18 protein-coding genes are annotated in these 14,538 nt (G+C 58.6%); 4 read left to right on the forward strand and 14 right to left on the reverse strand.

Annotated elements, in window-relative coordinates:
* Window positions 1-207: 207 nt before the first annotated feature.
* A complete protein-coding gene (locus ACE04F_RS04925; RefSeq protein ID WP_486105280.1) occupies window positions 208-573 on the forward strand; it encodes a DUF3742 family protein in 366 nt (121 codons plus the stop codon).
* Window positions 574-582: 9 nt separating this feature from the next.
* Here the strand turns inward: ACE04F_RS04925 and ACE04F_RS04930 are convergent, their stop codons facing one another.
* The 5 genes from ACE04F_RS04930 to ACE04F_RS04950 all read right to left on the reverse strand — a co-directional run bounded on the left by ACE04F_RS04930 (window position 583) and on the right by ACE04F_RS04950 (window position 5,167).
* Window positions 583-2,139 carry a conjugal transfer protein TraG N-terminal domain-containing protein gene (locus ACE04F_RS04930; RefSeq protein ID WP_486105281.1) on the reverse strand — a complete coding sequence of 519 codons (1,557 nt, stop codon included), beginning with the start codon at window positions 2,137-2,139 and terminating at the stop codon, window positions 583-585.
* A 10-nt stretch (window positions 2,140-2,149) separates the two neighbouring features.
* Window positions 2,150-2,458 carry a hypothetical protein gene (locus ACE04F_RS04935; RefSeq protein ID WP_486105282.1) on the reverse strand — a complete coding sequence of 103 codons (309 nt, stop codon included), beginning with the start codon at window positions 2,456-2,458 and terminating at the stop codon, window positions 2,150-2,152.
* 3 nt (window positions 2,459-2,461) lie between these two features.
* Window positions 2,462-3,844, reverse strand: coding sequence for an integrating conjugative element protein (locus tag ACE04F_RS04940; RefSeq protein ID WP_486105283.1), 1,383 nt, complete (start codon window positions 3,842-3,844; stop codon window positions 2,462-2,464).
* Window positions 3,841-4,797 (reverse strand): TIGR03756 family integrating conjugative element protein, encoded by a 957-nt coding sequence (locus ACE04F_RS04945; RefSeq protein ID WP_486105284.1) that lies wholly within the window; start codon window positions 4,795-4,797, stop codon window positions 3,841-3,843. Before ACE04F_RS04945 ends, ACE04F_RS04940 begins: the two co-directional genes overlap by 4 nt.
* 115 nt (window positions 4,798-4,912) lie before the next feature.
* Window positions 4,913-5,167: a helix-turn-helix domain-containing protein gene (locus ACE04F_RS04950; RefSeq protein ID WP_046062023.1), complete on the reverse strand. Its 255-nt coding sequence runs from the start codon at window positions 5,165-5,167 to the stop codon at window positions 4,913-4,915.
* 158 nt (window positions 5,168-5,325) lie between these two features.
* Between ACE04F_RS04950 and ACE04F_RS04955 the strand changes: the two genes are divergently transcribed.
* From ACE04F_RS04955 to ACE04F_RS04965, 3 genes are all read left to right on the forward strand, one after another.
* The gene (locus ACE04F_RS04955; RefSeq protein WP_336072179.1) at window positions 5,326-5,583 is read left to right on the forward strand and encodes a LasR-specific antiactivator QslA; all 258 of its coding nucleotides are present in this window, start codon (window positions 5,326-5,328) and stop codon (window positions 5,581-5,583) included.
* A 185-nt stretch (window positions 5,584-5,768) separates the two neighbouring features.
* Window positions 5,769-6,017, forward strand: coding sequence for a hypothetical protein (locus ACE04F_RS04960; protein WP_017529804.1), 249 nt, complete (start codon window positions 5,769-5,771; stop codon window positions 6,015-6,017).
* On the forward strand, window positions 6,014-6,760 hold the full coding sequence (locus ACE04F_RS04965; protein WP_486105285.1) for an ATPase: 747 nt from the start codon (window positions 6,014-6,016) through the stop codon (window positions 6,758-6,760). Before ACE04F_RS04960 ends, ACE04F_RS04965 begins: the two co-directional genes overlap by 4 nt.
* 24 nt (window positions 6,761-6,784) lie before the next feature.
* On the opposite strand, the gene ACE04F_RS04970 is transcribed toward ACE04F_RS04965, so the two are convergent.
* The 9 genes from ACE04F_RS04970 to ACE04F_RS05010 are packed head-to-tail and all read right to left on the reverse strand — an operon-like array spanning window position 6,785 to window position 14,243.
* Window positions 6,785-9,532, reverse strand: coding sequence for a conjugative transfer ATPase (locus ACE04F_RS04970; protein ID WP_486105286.1), 2,748 nt, complete (start codon window positions 9,530-9,532; stop codon window positions 6,785-6,787).
* Window positions 9,532-9,948 (reverse strand): TIGR03751 family conjugal transfer lipoprotein, encoded by a 417-nt coding sequence (locus tag ACE04F_RS04975; protein WP_486105287.1) that lies wholly within the window; start codon window positions 9,946-9,948, stop codon window positions 9,532-9,534. The genes ACE04F_RS04970 and ACE04F_RS04975 overlap by 1 nt, the downstream gene beginning before the upstream one ends.
* Window positions 9,911-11,428, reverse strand: a complete 1,518-nt coding sequence (locus ACE04F_RS04980; protein ID WP_486105288.1) for a TIGR03752 family integrating conjugative element protein — start codon at window positions 11,426-11,428, stop codon at window positions 9,911-9,913. The genes ACE04F_RS04975 and ACE04F_RS04980 overlap by 38 nt, the downstream gene beginning before the upstream one ends.
* Window positions 11,418-12,230, reverse strand: a complete 813-nt coding sequence (locus ACE04F_RS04985; protein ID WP_486105289.1) for a TIGR03749 family integrating conjugative element protein — start codon at window positions 12,228-12,230, stop codon at window positions 11,418-11,420. The genes ACE04F_RS04980 and ACE04F_RS04985 overlap by 11 nt, the downstream gene beginning before the upstream one ends.
* Window positions 12,227-12,868: a PFL_4703 family integrating conjugative element protein gene (locus tag ACE04F_RS04990; protein ID WP_221399177.1), complete on the reverse strand. Its 642-nt coding sequence runs from the start codon at window positions 12,866-12,868 to the stop codon at window positions 12,227-12,229. Before ACE04F_RS04990 ends, ACE04F_RS04985 begins: the two co-directional genes overlap by 4 nt.
* The gene (locus ACE04F_RS04995; protein ID WP_486105290.1) at window positions 12,865-13,278 is read right to left on the reverse strand and encodes a TIGR03750 family conjugal transfer protein; all 414 of its coding nucleotides are present in this window, start codon (window positions 13,276-13,278) and stop codon (window positions 12,865-12,867) included. The genes ACE04F_RS04990 and ACE04F_RS04995 overlap by 4 nt, the downstream gene beginning before the upstream one ends.
* Window positions 13,279-13,285: 7 nt before the next feature.
* Window positions 13,286-13,657, reverse strand: coding sequence for a TIGR03745 family integrating conjugative element membrane protein (locus tag ACE04F_RS05000; protein ID WP_027912520.1), 372 nt, complete (start codon window positions 13,655-13,657; stop codon window positions 13,286-13,288).
* Window positions 13,658-13,674: 17 nt separating this feature from the next.
* Complete coding sequence (locus ACE04F_RS05005) at window positions 13,675-13,914, reverse strand: TIGR03758 family integrating conjugative element protein (RefSeq protein ID WP_027912519.1); 240 nt, start codon at window positions 13,912-13,914, stop codon at window positions 13,675-13,677.
* Window positions 13,911-14,243 carry an integrative conjugative element protein, RAQPRD family gene (locus ACE04F_RS05010; RefSeq protein ID WP_027912518.1) on the reverse strand — a complete coding sequence of 111 codons (333 nt, stop codon included), beginning with the start codon at window positions 14,241-14,243 and terminating at the stop codon, window positions 13,911-13,913. Before ACE04F_RS05010 ends, ACE04F_RS05005 begins: the two co-directional genes overlap by 4 nt.
* Window positions 14,244-14,538: the final 295 nt, after the last annotated feature.

The raw sequence follows: 14,538 nt of genomic DNA on the forward strand, positions 1-14,538 counted from the left end.
CGTTAACAGCGATCCGTACTCTCTATGTAGCTGGATGATATGGGCGGGTCAACCGCCACTGAGGCGCTGATCCACGAGCTTCGTCTTCTGTCTTCCAGTGAGAGGTTTTCGACTGATTAAGCTGATAAACGGTTAAGTAGAGGCGGTTTTCAGTAGTAGGCTGTAATCTCGATTTCCACAGGAATACGGTCAGAAGAGGGCGCAATCATGTCGGCTCAGCAGCCACTTCAAATCTCCCGCGCACACCGCTGGGCATATGCATGCGGTATGTTCGCCAAACGTGGTTATCGCAGGTTGAAAGGGTTTGAGTCTCGTGTGGCCAAGCGTGCAGTGACGGCAGGTTTGCCTGCAGGTAATTTACTCATTCGCGGGATCTTTCTGCTTGCCCAATTGGCCCTGTTCGGTGCATTTCTTTTTGTTAGCTTTTGGTTGTTTCTGCTGGTGTGCACATTCGTCGCATTAGCAGCTATCCCATTTCAAGATTCAGACACTCCAGGTATTGATGATCTCGATGATCCAATTCATAGAACGTCTTGGCCTGAACGGTACGATAAATGGGGCTCATTGAAGTAACCTCCCTGGTTATTTTGAGCCCGATTTACCTGAAACCATTCTTGCTCCGCTCATTAACTGAGAGGTCCCGTTAGAACTCGCTGTCTGCGCAGCCTGGGTTCCCCGGCTGAGCATTCCTTCTACACCTGAACCTACGCTATACCCAGCCCAGCTCATTGCGGCTAGAAAGACCATCGGCAGCACGATGAACATCGCCCCCATCACATACTCAATCACCTGCGCCGTGACCGTTCCATCCATAAATCCGGATGTCGGCAGCGACAACAGCACCTGATTGGAGGTCGACACTTGATTATACAAGGTGTCGAGCATGCTGGAGTCGACCCAACGGGCCAACTCCCACCAGAAGGTCAGCATGTGCAGCGTGAACAGCGCGAACGTCACCGTCATGACGGTCTTTAGCTGGTAGGTACTGACCAGCAGAATCAGCGGCACGCTGATGATGACGCCCATGATCAAGAAAGCCTGCACCATCGGCAGGGCAGCGCGTAGTGCATTCATTGCCGGGAAGTTGCTGAACGAGCCAAGGGCCAGCCCAGTGTTTGTGGCCAGGTTATTGAGCCCCTGATTGATCGACCCACCGCGAGCACTGGAGCCATAGTCCTGGTACACCTGTCCGGGCGACATGGACATCGATTGTTGGCGTGGGCTGACCAATTCGCGCAGTGTGGCATCCTCGATCTCGTTGCTCGAACGGCCAGTTAACCAGCCTTTCAGCTGAGTCAGCAGCGACGGATCAACTTGCTCGATCAACCGTTCGCGCAACCCGATACCGCTGTCACTCCACCATTGTTTGCAAGTGGGGTAGCCCGCGCCATTCTCCAGCCGTGGCAAGGAAATATCGCGGGTTTCATCGTAGGGCCAACTGACTCGCGGCGTCCGTGAGCGATCAGTGTCGTAGTATCCCGGAGTGTCGAGAAAATAGCGTGAGCCGATCCAGGACGCATCATGACTTTGTGCCTTGTCCAGCTGCGGACGATTGGTGAACAGCCGAGAGCGGGAATAGCCGTAGCAGTTGCGAGTGAAGTCGGCGACTTCCTGTAGCAATACCTGGTTATCGATGCGAGAACTGTCGATCTCCATGCGCATCTGACGGATGTCCGGTGCGCAGGGGATGGACGCGCTGGCCGCTGCGGTCACTCCTTTGCTCAAGGCATGCACCAGGAACCACCAGATCGGCACGTTGGCAGAGCGTTCGCCGATGGTGTTGAACGTGGTGCCCCAAGCGGTTTCCGCTGGCTTGGCCACACTGACACCGCACCGTTGGCTCGCAGCATCATCGAACGCCATTGACGTGAGGCTCAATGGAAAGACCGGCGCGCAGCCGAACAAGACAACCATGTAGGCCAACCAAAGCCGGTTCTCGATTCGAGGTACCGAGAGCAATCCCTTGTTGCCTTCATCCGCGCCTTGCTGACGGGCCGACAACCACTCTTGCAAGATGATCGCGCCGAAGGGTGCGGCGAACAGTCCAGTGTCGGACAGGACGTTCCAGATACCGTTGTTGATGATCCATGCCAGCAGGGAGAGGTAAAACTCCAGGTAGCTGTTGGTGCTCATGAGCATGGTGGTGACCTCACAATCGAGAGAGCTCGACGCAGGTAAAGAGCAAAAGCCCTAATGTCCCGGCGCGTTTCACGCGCAGTCGGTCCTGCGGTCGATGTCGGTAGCGCCTCAGCAGGTCCCACCAGAGCGCAAAGAGGACGCCATAGAGCAGGGCGCGCCACCACCGCAGATAAGGCCGTATCGATTCCAAGGTTTGCTGCCAGGCCTCGAAACTGCCCAGCGCAGTGCGGCCGATCCAGGCGACCAGTGCGGCGGTCAAGATCATCACTGCTGCAACCCGCAGACTTGAAAGCAAAGTGAATAGCAGTGAGCGTTTCATGGCTCACTTGCGCCTGGCGTCGGCGTCGTTGAGTCGGCCAGGTTCAGGGTCGCCTTGCTCGACGGTACGCGATGCGTCGGCACCACCGGCATGCCGGTCGAGCACCAGGCTGGTGGTGTTGGTGGCCAGCATCTGCCGTACCTGCAGTTCGGTCTGCAGCAGGCGTATTTCGCGCTCCAGGGTGTCGATGTTTTTCGTCAAGGCGCTCTGGGCCGGCTCGGCGGAAGCGATGTTCGGCTCGTGACTGCCTGCCAGCAGCGTGCGCAGTAGCAGCAGTGCCTTGTCGAGCACGCTGGACAAGGCCGTCTCACTAGCTAGGCGCCGTGCCAACAGATCCTGGTCGGGATCGTCGCGCAGCGCTTCAATCACGCCACGGGTCACCGGCAGCATCGGGCTGGAGGCTTTCGCCAGGTTGTCAGGGGTAGGCGGCAGCGAGCCCGACAGCAGCCCTTGCAAGGCCTTGAGACGTTCGCTGTAGGCCTCCTGGATCAGCGGCGATAACCCACTGCCAGCGGTAGCACGCAGGGTTTCGCAGGTGTCGCAGGTCGCGACTTCGCTTTCCCCCAACACGCGTACGGCCCATTCGGATTCCTCTTGGGGCGAGGTCCATGTCTGGCAAATAGCCCCGCCTAAGCAGTCGCTACTACTGATCGAAGTGCTGTCATCCACCGTGCGGTTATGCAGCAGGTTATAGCCCGCTCTCACCACGTCGGAAGTCACACGAATGGGCGTCTGCCCATTCCCACCAGCCTTCGAACCGCCCACCCAGGACACCCCATTGTTGCCGTTATGGGCCTCGGTGCTTTTCACCGCGGCCACCGCATCACCGGCTGTTTGCTCCAGATTGCCCTGCATCTCCTGGTTTTTGGCCAGTTCGCCCCAGCCGGCTTGACCGACCTTATCCGCCATCTTTTCGGCCATGGCCTGGCAGGTCAGCTTGGAGCGGTCGAAGTCGATGCGCCCCTGCATCACACCATTACTGAGCAACTCATAGAGACCGGGGTTGGCGCGCTGGATGATCAACGCCGGCAGCGACATCACGGCTTGGGTCGCGTTCTGCACGATGCTGCTCATGATCTGCTGGAAACCTTCGGTCACGCCATTCAGTTGGTTTTGCAGGGTGTTGGTGAGGCTCATGTTTCCGCACATCATGTTCGCTCGCCATGACCCGCCGACACCGAGACCACTGGGCCGGTAGAGCGAACTCGGTGAGCCGACCGCCGAGCCGCCACCAATGGTGTACATCACTCGGTCGTCGAGTACTTCGCCTTGAGTGCCCAGGCGGTAGTCACCTCCGGCGGCGTCGGCATGCGTGGCCATGGTGAGTAGTCCGCAGAGCAACAGACTCGACACGCCCAGCCATCGTCGTCCGAGAAGCCGACTCATGAAGCACCGCCTTCGAAGTCGATGCTGAACAGGAAAGTTTGTCCCTCACGTTTGCAGCAGCTATAGGGACGCCACAGCGACCAGGCGTAGCCGCCATCTGCGCTCTGTACCGGATCGCTGGGGAAGATGGCACATGTGGGTTGAACCAGGGGGGAGAGCAATTGCCATTTGTGGGTCGAAGCATCGTTTTCAACGATTGGGCCAGGCGGCCAATAACCATCGCGTGGTACGGGTGTGAGCGGGACATACACGTGCGGTTGCCAGGTGCGGGTAATGACGTCACCCGCTCGCTGCGCCATCACCGCAGCGGCTTTGAAGTCGTCGGGTTGCACCAAAAAACCTTGTCGGGGATAGACGTTGCCCCACATGTTTCCCGCGAGCTGACGACCGATTTCACGGATTCCCGGCACGCGTGACTCGGGGTAGAGGCTTTCCGGGATGCCATGACGCCAGGCCAGTGAGTCCAAAGTGCTCAGGTAATAGGGCATGAACGCAGTGGCGCCGCTGGCGCAGGCGTAGCCGGATTGCGAGGCAAGTTGCATGGCGGCCCAGCCACCGGGATGGCCGATGCCATCAACGTTTTTGAAACGAGGCAGGTTGTCGCGTTGCGTGTTCGGCGTGATCAGGTTACCACCACCTTCCGCACCGCTGATGGGAGAGGAGAGTGCGGCCATCTCGGTCCAAGGATTGGCACCGGTGGTGGCATAGCTCGAGACCACCAGCTCAGGAATGAAGTGACGAACCTTGGTTGAGGTTTTCACAGTGCAGCCGAAGGGGGTGCAGAGCAACCAGAAGCAGATGCCGACGACCTTGTATTCGAGACAGTCCGGAGTGAGTACGGAGGCGGTAATGTTGCCGGTATCCAGCGCTACGCTTGACCCGGATGCCAGCAGAATACTCAGCACCAACGGATGTAATTTCTGGGACGAAATGTGCGGGCAGGCAGCAGACATGATCCAGGCTCTGGGTGTATGGCCTGGACAGGTTCAATAATCGAGAGAGGGGTGTCAGTGAGAAAGCCGAACGCAGGATTGTCGGATTATAACGATCTTCTAGATCAGCAGAGGGTCATTCAGCGCTCAGCGTACGAGCAAGCGCGTCAGACTCGATGAGCAACTGATCCGTTTTGATCTCGAAAATGTTGGCGAGTTTGCAGAGGACCAATAACGACGGGTTGCCTACGCCTCGTTCGATTTGACTCACATAGGTACGATCCACCTCGGCCATGAGCGCCAATTGCTCCTGGGTAAGGTTCTTCACACGTCGCATCGAGCGGATGTTCTCCGCCAGTTGCAGACGGAGCTGTTCGTAGTCTTGAGTCATGCGCGCAAACTGCGCCTTGAGGGACTCTCAATCCACGGGATATAGTCTACATTGGCCTGATTGGGCTCTTTTTTGATGCTTAAGCGAAGTACCAGTTTTGTTTCTATGCTGCTTGGGACAGACCCAGCATTAATAAATAATCGAAAGCTAAGGTGTCTATGGACGAAAATTACGTTTCAATTCCGGCGGCGGACGGCTGCCCGAGCCTTTTGACACCGTGGGGCAGCGAATTTGCGCCTATGATCGAACGCGGCGTGCAATGCGCCCAGGCCTGGCTTAATACACCCGGTGACGTACCGCTGTGGTGGGAACTGGCGCAGGCACGGAAGACTTGTCCGGCAGGAGACTCTCAGGATGCTTTCGAAGCAGGATTTTTATTGAGAATTCAGCAACGACTTCAAGGCGTTTCACCGTAGCCGTGCGGCTCCAACCCTGACGATATGGCCTACACGGGAAAATTTACTGGAAGGTATGGTTCCAGGCTCCATTCCTCTAGAATGGAGATCTGACAGAAATGGCGTTGGTTTGTGACAAACAGATTTACGTAGCTAGGATTCTGATAAGTGCAGATTCTGCACGCTCTGAGAACGTGGAGCGCGATATGAAAGCCGACCAAGTGTTGAGTGACGATCTGGTGAGCCGACTGGAGGGTAAAATCCCAGCCATGGCAGAAGGTGCGATCAATACGGCCTATATCAACGCGCTGGCGGCCGGACGCAGCGTGATGGAAGTCATGGACGGCAAGCTCGTTGAGACGACTGCCGACGGTAAGCACAAGGTTATTCGAGTGGCCAAGCCCAAGCATAAAGTGACCTTGGGCGGGATTATCAAGGTGCACCGCTGCTCATGACCGTCCCTCGGCTGAGGGTGTTTGCCGGCCCTAATGGTTCCGGTAAAAGCACAATGAAAAGTGCCGTCCCTTCTCACCTGATCGGGATCTACATCAACCCGGATGAAATCGAAAAGGCTGCCAAAGAGGGCGGACGACTGGAGTTCAGCGATTTTCAGCTGGAAGTCGAAGGTGACGAGGTTCTCGGCTTTATCAAGGCGCACCGACTGATTCGGTCGACCCAGCTCGTTGAAGAGGCGGCCAAAATAGGCTTCAGCAATAACGGCCTGAATTTCCAGTCCGTCGCGATGAACTCCTATGTTGCTTCCGTGCTCTCTGATTTCATGCGGCACAAGCTCCTTGAAGCCCAGTTGTCTTTCACCTTCGAAACGGTGATGTCTAGCGAGGACAAAGTCGCTTTTATGCTTAAGGCAAAAGCGTCGGGATATCGAACCTACCTTTACTTTGTTGCCACTGAAGATCCTGACATCAATATCAACAGGGTCAAGAACCGTGTCGCGGCAGGTGGGCACCCAGTCCCCACGGAAAAAATTGTGCAGCGCTACGGTCGTTGCCTGAACCTATTGCCAGCAGCCATCGCAGCCTCGAACCGGGCTTATATCTTTGATAACTCCGGCGCTGATTTGGTGCTGCTCGCTGAAGTAACGGACGGGACCGACCTTGAGTTCAGGGCTGATGAGATCCCTGACTGGTTCATGCAGGCCTACGTGGAGAAGGTGTTCAAGGATTTACTGCCGGGTTGATCGAAACCTAGGATCAGCTCCGTTTCACTTAATTCCTCGCATCCTATCAATCCGCTCAGCTACCCGATAAGCCGCCTCCAATTCCGAGCAGCCGGTGCTCTGCATCAGTGTCCAGCGCTCGGCTTTTTCCTCGGGCTCCGTCATGGCCAGGGCGAGATAAAGACTCGGCGGCACGGCCCGAAACAGCGTTTCGAGCTTCTTCGATAGCACGACCCCTTCAGTGTATTTACCCGGCTCCTTACTGGCGGAGAGCAGCAAGGCTTTCTGTGCCGGCGTGAGTTTCTTGAACCGTGCGATCTCTTCGATTTCCGCGGGCGGCATGTTCAAACAAATCCACCATTCGATCATGTTCAGCATGGTCTGCGCGGCGGAAGGAAAGTCGGCAAGGTTTTGCGTCGCCAGCCAGAACCAGGCTCCGAGCTTGCGCCACATCTTGGTCCCCTTGACCACGAATGGCGCCAGCAGTGGGTTTTTGGTGATGATATGGCCCTCGTCGGTGACCATGATGATCGGTCGGCCCAGGTACTGATCTCGCTCAGCAAGGTTGTTCACGGTGTTCATCAGGCTGATGTAGCTGATGGACATTTGAGCCTCATAGCCTTCGCGAGCATAAATGGCCAGGTCGACAAGGGTCACATCGCTCTCGGGCCAAGGCGTGCCTTCACGATCGAACAGTTCACCCTCGAAACCCTGGCAAAACAGGTCCATGGACTCACCCATTTCCTGGGCACGCTCACGACGCTTCTCCGGCAAGTGCGTGTCGGCGGCGACGCGCAGCAACGCGTCCCGCACGTCTCGGGTCAGCACCTGCCGGCCTGCGGCGACGCAGGCCTGCGCCGCGTCAAGGATGCACTCGCGGATCAAGCTGCGATCGGCTCGACTCAGGCGCGCCTCTTCCTTGGCCTCGCCGCCGGTGATCATCAGGCGGGCAGTGATTTCCAGTTCGCCTAGAACATCGCGCTGGTTTTCGCGACTGGCTACCGTCTCATCGTCCAGCTCATCGATCGACAGACTCGCCACCTGATCCGGCTGCCCGACCAGGCGCCAGGCATCGGTGAACGGGGCGAGGCTGACCGCGGTACCAGGTTTCAATTGGACCTTGTTGACCGACAGGCCTTGCGTTGCGAAGTAGTCGCCCTGCAAGCCGAATGAGTTACCGGCCTCAACGATAAACAGGCGAGGGCGGTACACCGCCATGACCTGCATCAGCAGGGTGACCAGGGTGGCCGACTTACCGGCGCCGGTCGGGCCGAACAGCAGCAGGTGGCCGTTCATGGCCCGGTCTAGGCGTGACAACGGATCAAGGCTCAACGGCGAGCCACCACGATTGAACAGGGTGATGCCCGGGTGGCCGGTGCCGGTGCTGCGACCCCACACCGGGACCAGGTTCGCTAGGTGCTGGGCGAATATCAGGCGTGTGTACCAGTTACGCGTGTCGCGGGCCGGGTTGTAGGCCATCGGTAACCAACGCAAATAACTGTTACAGGCGGCAACCTCGTCGCCTTCACGTACCGGCTGCAGGCCCGTACCCAGTAGTGCATTGGCCAGACTGACCGAGCGCTGGTGCAGTTGCTGTTCATCGTGACCACGCACGTAGAAGGCCAGGGTTCCCCGGTACAGCTTGTGCTGGCGGCCGATGACCGCGCGAGCCTCTTCGACATCCTGACGGGTCTGGGTCGAGGCCAGGTTTTCACCGATGGCTTTGCGCGCCAGGCGGTTCAACTGCTCCTCGAGCACATCCTGCGGTTTGACCACCAAGGTTAGACTCATGACTGTACCTTCGGGTAACTGGTCGAACAGTGCATTCACCGCGTCACCTTTGCGGGTTTCTCCGGTGAGTTGACCAATCAAGGGCGCTCGGCGCAGCTTGTCCACCACCATGACCCGATGGGGTTGATCATCGAAAAACCAGAGCCCGTGCTGGACATCCGAGCGCGGTTCGTTGAAGAACAGCCGCTCGGCGAAGTCATGATCGAAGGGCAGTTCCAGCGACTCGCCGTCGCCCGACTCCGGATAGGCCACGCGGCGGTAGAATTCCTCGGGGTCTTCGTCGGTGAGCCTGGGTGCCGGATTGAACCAGGGCAATAACCAGGCATACAGACCTTGGCCATCGACTCGCGTCGATTGCACCCCGCATGCCTGCAACGAAGCCACGATACGTTCGCAAGCCTGCTGCAGGGATTGCACTGGACTGAGTCCCATCTCCTCGGCGCCAGACTCAATCCAGCGATAGATCACCAGGCGCACCCGTCGATTATTGCCGCGCCAGGGTAGGCGCGTGACGGCCTTGTCCTCGAACAGACCTCCCGGCTTGGCGATGGCCTTCAGATGACGACGGCTGAGTTCCAAAAACGTTTCGGTGAAGACCGTGCCTCGCGCGCTGTCCTGAATATAATCGGTGAGCCGGGTCAGGTAGGGGGTGAAGTCGCTGTCGTCCTGGCAGAAAAACTGCACCACCCACGGCGCTTGATCCAGTTCGTCAAAGCTATCCTGCAGGGCATCTTCAAGGGCATCGCGGGCGGCCATCAGCCAATCGGGTTCGCGTCCCTCGGTGCCGATGGGCAGTAACTCGAACACCGCGCCTACCGAGCGATTGTCATCCAGGAGAAAACACTGCTCGGTGTCGAGGTATTCGACCCAAGGCAGATGATCGGTGAAGCTGGGGTTGTGTGCATACAGTGCAGCTTCATCGGCCAAGGTGGCACGAGGGCGCAATGGGTGGCGCCAGGCTTTCCACGCAGAAGTGCGGCTGCCCGAATCGCCGGTACGCACTACAAGTCTTCCTGACGTTCACCCGGCAATGCGTACTGCACCTGTTGGTAGAACGGAAAGACTGTCGAGTAACCTGGGATCGGTGCCTGCTCGGTACCACTCAGGTGCGGGTACACGTACAGCACCAGATCGGGATTGGGCAGGCGCGGGAACAGATTGTGGATCTCGTTCGCTGCGGTGCGCGTATACGGTTCCTGGAGAGGCGCGGAGACATCTGCCTGAGCCAGCGGGCGGCGTAGCTGCTGCCGAGCCTCCAGCAGTTGCTGTTGAGTGCCTTGCGAACCGGCGCCGTTCCAGATGTCCAGCATGGTTTGCTCGCCATGGGGCAGCAGCGTGTCCTTGTCGGTGGAACACCCTGCCAGGCCCCAGCAGAACACGCTAATCCAGATTAGGTAGGGAGGCATGATCTTTTTCATGGCGAACACTCCGGCCCTTGGGCTCGTAGTCGATGGTGATCTCATGGTCGAGGTGCAGCGCGACTTGGGCGGCCGGTGGCACGTACACGGCAGCAAAGGTCTCACCATAGAGTTTGTTGATCCACTCACGGATGTCGCTGACCCCACCGCTGAGAATTGAATTCAGCGCGCTATTGCCACTGCTGCTGGTGATCCCGAGCGTGCTGTCGCCTGAACTGATCACGCTGCTGTTGTTCTGCTCATCCCCGAGCAAGGCAGCGACACCTGCGCCAGCCGCCGTGATCAAGCTCTGGCTGCCGAGGTACTGTTGAGCGTTTGAGCGGCGCTCACCGGCAATGCAAGGAATGCCATACGGATCGGACAGGTAACCGAGTCCGCCACGAATCTTGTCGGTGTTTGAGCTCTGGGTGGTGGAGGCATTGCGACTGGCTACTGCCTTCGGCTGGGGCACCGTGCGAATGGTGCCGTCGGTAAACACAAAGGTAATTGACTCGACCTGTCCGCGTACGCACGACAGGGTCCAGTCGCCGGAGGCTGTGCCGCTCATCACGGCCCCTGCGACGTCCGGCAGGTCGATGCCGTTGGCTGTCAGGTTCTCCGGACCAACCAGCACCTTGAAGGGGTAGGGATCATTCACGGTGCCGTCCACCGGGACCCGGCCGATCAGCGCGGTCATGGCGACCGAGCCCATCAGCGTGGCGTTTTCGGGAATGGTGTAGATCGGCTGCGCGCCTTCGTTACGATCAGCGGAGCGTGTCAGGTCACGTTCACCCTTGGTAACCTCGCGTAACTGCTTCTGGCTGCGGTCGATGGCATTGTCCTTCAAACCCTCCAGTGAGTTGAAGGCAGTAGGCAGACTCAGGGCGGACGCGGTCTTGGTTTTGCCCTGGGCGTCGGTGGGTAGAGCATCCGAGGGCTCTATCCACTGCAGTGCATCATTGACAGAATGCTGCCCTTCGAACTGAGTACCGTCGCCCGGCTCAAGCCCCAGTCCGATCGGCATATCCTTGCCTTTGCCGGTCAGCCCCGACAACTGTTCCTGCAACTGCGTCAGCAGACCGCGAGCCTGACGACTGTCTTGTTCTGCTTTGAGTCGGACTTCGTTAGCTTGTCGGCGGCCTTCGTCGACCTGTTGGGTTACGCTGCCAAGCGCGGTCCGGATGCGCGAATCAACACTATTTTCCCTCTCACGAAGGCGGTTGTTCTCCGTCTGCAGCGAATCGTTGTGTTTTTTCAGGCCGAGCATATCGCTGCGCATGGCCTTCACCTGGCCGACCAAGGTGGCAACCGTGTCGCGTGGGGTATCACCCGCAATGCCGAGCGACTTGGCCTGCTCGGCGGATAACTGGAGGTTGTCCTGAGCAGCCGGACTTTCTGACGAAGGCGAGGTACCACCCGCGACCCAACTTTTCAGGATGATGAACACCACGCCTAACAGCACAGCCGGTACCAGCCATTTGAGCAAGGCGTTAGCTTTCATTGTCAGCACCTCGCGCAATGGGCGGAAGCAGCACGGCGCGTTCGAGGCCGGCACCGAGGGTGACGAGGTAGGCAATCGTGGTGTCTTCAAGGCTGCCGACAGGCCCGAGGAAAGCATGCTGGAAGGACGCGGCGAACAACTTGGCCTGAAGCTGACGCGGATCGAGTTGCACCGTCGCTACACCACGGTTGCGTAACTTCACCGCCGTCACCCAGTAATCACCGAGTCGCCAGGCGGCGATGGGCGTGCTGGACACGTTTTCAGTCGGCAGCAGGGTCGGCAGTTCGGTGCGCAGCTTGAGCGGTACGCGGCGTACGCCGGGTAGGGATTCTACGGTGCGCAGCGGCGCGTACACGCTCTGTGCGGCATAGCGCGTCAAAGCGACCGGGATCGGTGTACGTTCTGAAACAGGTACGGTGCTCGATTCAGCCTCGGTAGCTTGCACCGGAACATTCTTGAGAATACGCACAGGCTCCAACGGTTGATCACCAGGAGTGGCCGCGATATCCAGGAGGATAATCTCTCCCGTCGAGACCGATTGCAGTTGCAGGCGGGTCGGAGCAATGGCTTCCGACGCTCGCAAGTACAGCGTGCCGCCGGTTGATTGCACGCGCAGCTTGCCCGTCAGGGTTGAGGGCACACCGACTCGAACAGCCTCATTGACAAAGACCACTCGCTCCTGATTGATAACCAGCGGGACCGCAAGAGGAAGGCGTTCCCAGTGCATCAGCTCGACGGCCTGCGCTGCAACTCCCCATAGCATCAGTGCGATGATGATCCCCAGGGTAGAAATCCGCGTCATGGCTCACCTCCAGGCAGGGAAATTTTTTGCGGCGTGCCCTGATAACAGTCCAGTGCCAGACCCCACTTGTTGCGTTCGGGATCCAAGTCGAATCGCACCACGCGCAATGGATAACGCACCACCACTCGTTTCACCGGCTCGGCGGCGTAATACTCATCGGCATTGAGGTCGAGCCTGACCAGCCAGCTGTCGCGATCAAGTTGCTTGACCCTGAGTTCCGGATCTTCGCTATAGCCTCGGCCCAAAATTTCGTAGACGCCACGCACCCGCTGGCGCAGCTCGCCGGCGGCCTTGCGGTACTCGTAGTCGCCATCGAGGAAGGCCTTGCAGGCGGGGGTGAGGTAGGACTGCAAGCCATAGATGGCGCGGCGATAGTCCTGCTCGCCATCCGAAGGCCAGCGGTTGAGTTGGCCAAAGATGTACAGGGCAAAGGCGTAGACATTCTCTGAGGGAATATCCCACCACTTACGCGTACTGCCCGAGCGCAGATCCGGGGGGACATGCACGGTCAGATCGGTCGGTGCCGAGCGCCAGCCGTACCAGAGCCCGGCACAGACCAGGGCAAGGATCATTACCGCCAGACGCAGGCTGAAGATGTGGGCCTGTTGGGCATCCACCTTGTTCCGAAATCGGCTCATGGCTGCCACCGGGATAGGGCAGGGCGCAGTCGACGCGAACGGCGAACCGTCCAGGCGCCGGAGTGCAGAATCAAACTTCCGCGCCCCAGGCGCCAACGGCTGGCGAGTACCCATTCGAGTTTGCGGTACAACCAGGTCTCGGGGCGGGCCCGTTTGGCCCGACGCAGTAGCGTGCCACCGGCCAATAACACCACCGCCATGCCCGCGATCATGCTGGTGGGCGCGACGGCAATGGAAGCGGTGGCGATTGCCAGAGGAACGCCCAGCAGAAGGCCAATGACGGCGCCGATGCCGAGTGCTACCCACATCTCATCATTGGTCAAACCGCGCAATACAGCGGGGTCACGGTTGAGTCGCTCCGGCAGAAAGACCAAGGTGCCGTCGGCAAGGCGTTCGATACTGTCGTTCATGTCGACCTCACAGAATCGCGGCTGCCTTGGTCAGGAACCATATGATGATCACCACCAATAGCGCTCCGATACCAACCACCGCGCCGAGGTCCTTCCAGGTCTTGCGCTGGTTCTGCACGTCGGCATAGACGGTCAGGGAGTGCCAGGCCACGCCGAGAAACGCGAGCAGAGCGATCAGCAGACCAAGCAGGATGCCGCCGTCGTAGGCGTAGTTTTTGATCGTCTCGATCAACCCGGAGCCTTCACCCCGTGAAGGAGCTTCCATGGTCGGAAGTTCGGCAAAAGCCAGGCTTGGACCGAGCACCAGCAGCAGACCAATCAAGCGCTGGCTCGCGCGATCACGCATGTTGTTTTTCAGGGGGACAAGGCACTTGAGCATGACGGCGATCTCCTGGATTAGGAAAGGGTGAAGAACATCAGGACCAACAATGCGAGCAGCACGCGCATGGCGCTGCCACCGAAGGCGCCGAAGCGCACACTGCCGGCCGCCCATCCCCGGTAAGCCGTCCACATCACCCAGGCGCACCAGAGCAACGCCAGAACGAGAACCAGGGACAGCCACAGCGTCGAACTGCTCTGCGGTGCGAAGCCGGTGGCGTTTTGGAATGCTGCGATCTGAGCGTCAGTCATGCTCATGGCGAGGCCTCCGCAATCGGAGTGTCGAGGCGGTAATCGCCGACCAGCTCATCGGGGTCGCGGGGCTGAGCACGGGACGGGGATAGGTAACTCCGCACGCCTTGGTGGATGCGCTGGATGTCTTGAACTAGGCGGGGATAGTCGAAGCGATAGCGATCGTCTGGTTCAGCCGTGCTGGCTACCTTAGCTCGCGTCGCAAGACGTTCGAGAGTGTCGAGTTGCCGCTGGATAAGGCTGAGTTGATCCTGCTCATGAGCCGAGTCGGCATAGCTACTGCCGTGAACGATAGCTAGCGAGAGTAGTAAGCAGCGAAAGACGGTAGTCGACATGATCCTATCCCGTATGGAGCTGGGAGCAGAATCAAGTCAGGGGGCGGATTATTCAGCATTAAACGCGAGGTAGGATGTATCGCTTTTTCGGAGGAGAACCGAATAGGTTTACTCACACATACATCGGCAATCGATTCGGCGCAAAAGAAGGCTCAGACAGCTCTCAGTCCAAAAACGATGTGTTTTTCATGAGGCAGTGAGTGGGTCGGCTCATGCATAAGGCAGCATGGGTGACGAAGAGCGAATCATCGCTTAGCATTGGAATGTTCGTTTCTCATTACTCTCACCTGAAGGA

The organism is Pseudomonas sp. AGC41, from assembly GCF_057334555.1.

Coding starts and splice junctions, on each gene's coding strand:
- ACE04F_RS04925 (WP_486105280.1), top strand. CDS start 208: ATGTCGGCTCAGCAGCCACTTCAAATCTCCCGCGCACACCGCTGGGCA.
- ACE04F_RS04930 (WP_486105281.1), bottom strand. CDS start 2,139: ATGCTCATGAGCACCAACAGCTACCTGGAGTTTTACCTCTCCCTGCTG.
- ACE04F_RS04935 (WP_486105282.1), bottom strand. CDS start 2,458: ATGAAACGCTCACTGCTATTCACTTTGCTTTCAAGTCTGCGGGTTGCA.
- ACE04F_RS04940 (WP_486105283.1), bottom strand. CDS start 3,844: ATGAGTCGGCTTCTCGGACGACGATGGCTGGGCGTGTCGAGTCTGTTG.
- ACE04F_RS04945 (WP_486105284.1), bottom strand. CDS start 4,797: ATGTCTGCTGCCTGCCCGCACATTTCGTCCCAGAAATTACATCCGTTG.
- ACE04F_RS04950 (WP_046062023.1), bottom strand. CDS start 5,167: ATGACTCAAGACTACGAACAGCTCCGTCTGCAACTGGCGGAGAACATC.
- ACE04F_RS04955 (WP_336072179.1), top strand. CDS start 5,326: ATGGACGAAAATTACGTTTCAATTCCGGCGGCGGACGGCTGCCCGAGC.
- ACE04F_RS04960 (WP_017529804.1), top strand. CDS start 5,769: ATGAAAGCCGACCAAGTGTTGAGTGACGATCTGGTGAGCCGACTGGAG.
- ACE04F_RS04965 (WP_486105285.1), top strand. CDS start 6,014: ATGACCGTCCCTCGGCTGAGGGTGTTTGCCGGCCCTAATGGTTCCGGT.
- ACE04F_RS04975 (WP_486105287.1), bottom strand. CDS start 9,948: ATGAAAAAGATCATGCCTCCCTACCTAATCTGGATTAGCGTGTTCTGC.
- ACE04F_RS04980 (WP_486105288.1), bottom strand. CDS start 11,428: ATGAAAGCTAACGCCTTGCTCAAATGGCTGGTACCGGCTGTGCTGTTA.
- ACE04F_RS04985 (WP_486105289.1), bottom strand. CDS start 12,230: ATGACGCGGATTTCTACCCTGGGGATCATCATCGCACTGATGCTATGG.
- ACE04F_RS04990 (WP_221399177.1), bottom strand. CDS start 12,868: ATGAGCCGATTTCGGAACAAGGTGGATGCCCAACAGGCCCACATCTTC.
- ACE04F_RS04995 (WP_486105290.1), bottom strand. CDS start 13,278: ATGAACGACAGTATCGAACGCCTTGCCGACGGCACCTTGGTCTTTCTG.
- ACE04F_RS05000 (WP_027912520.1), bottom strand. CDS start 13,657: ATGCTCAAGTGCCTTGTCCCCCTGAAAAACAACATGCGTGATCGCGCG.
- ACE04F_RS05005 (WP_027912519.1), bottom strand. CDS start 13,914: ATGAGCATGACTGACGCTCAGATCGCAGCATTCCAAAACGCCACCGGC.
- ACE04F_RS05010 (WP_027912518.1), bottom strand. CDS start 14,243: ATGTCGACTACCGTCTTTCGCTGCTTACTACTCTCGCTAGCTATCGTT.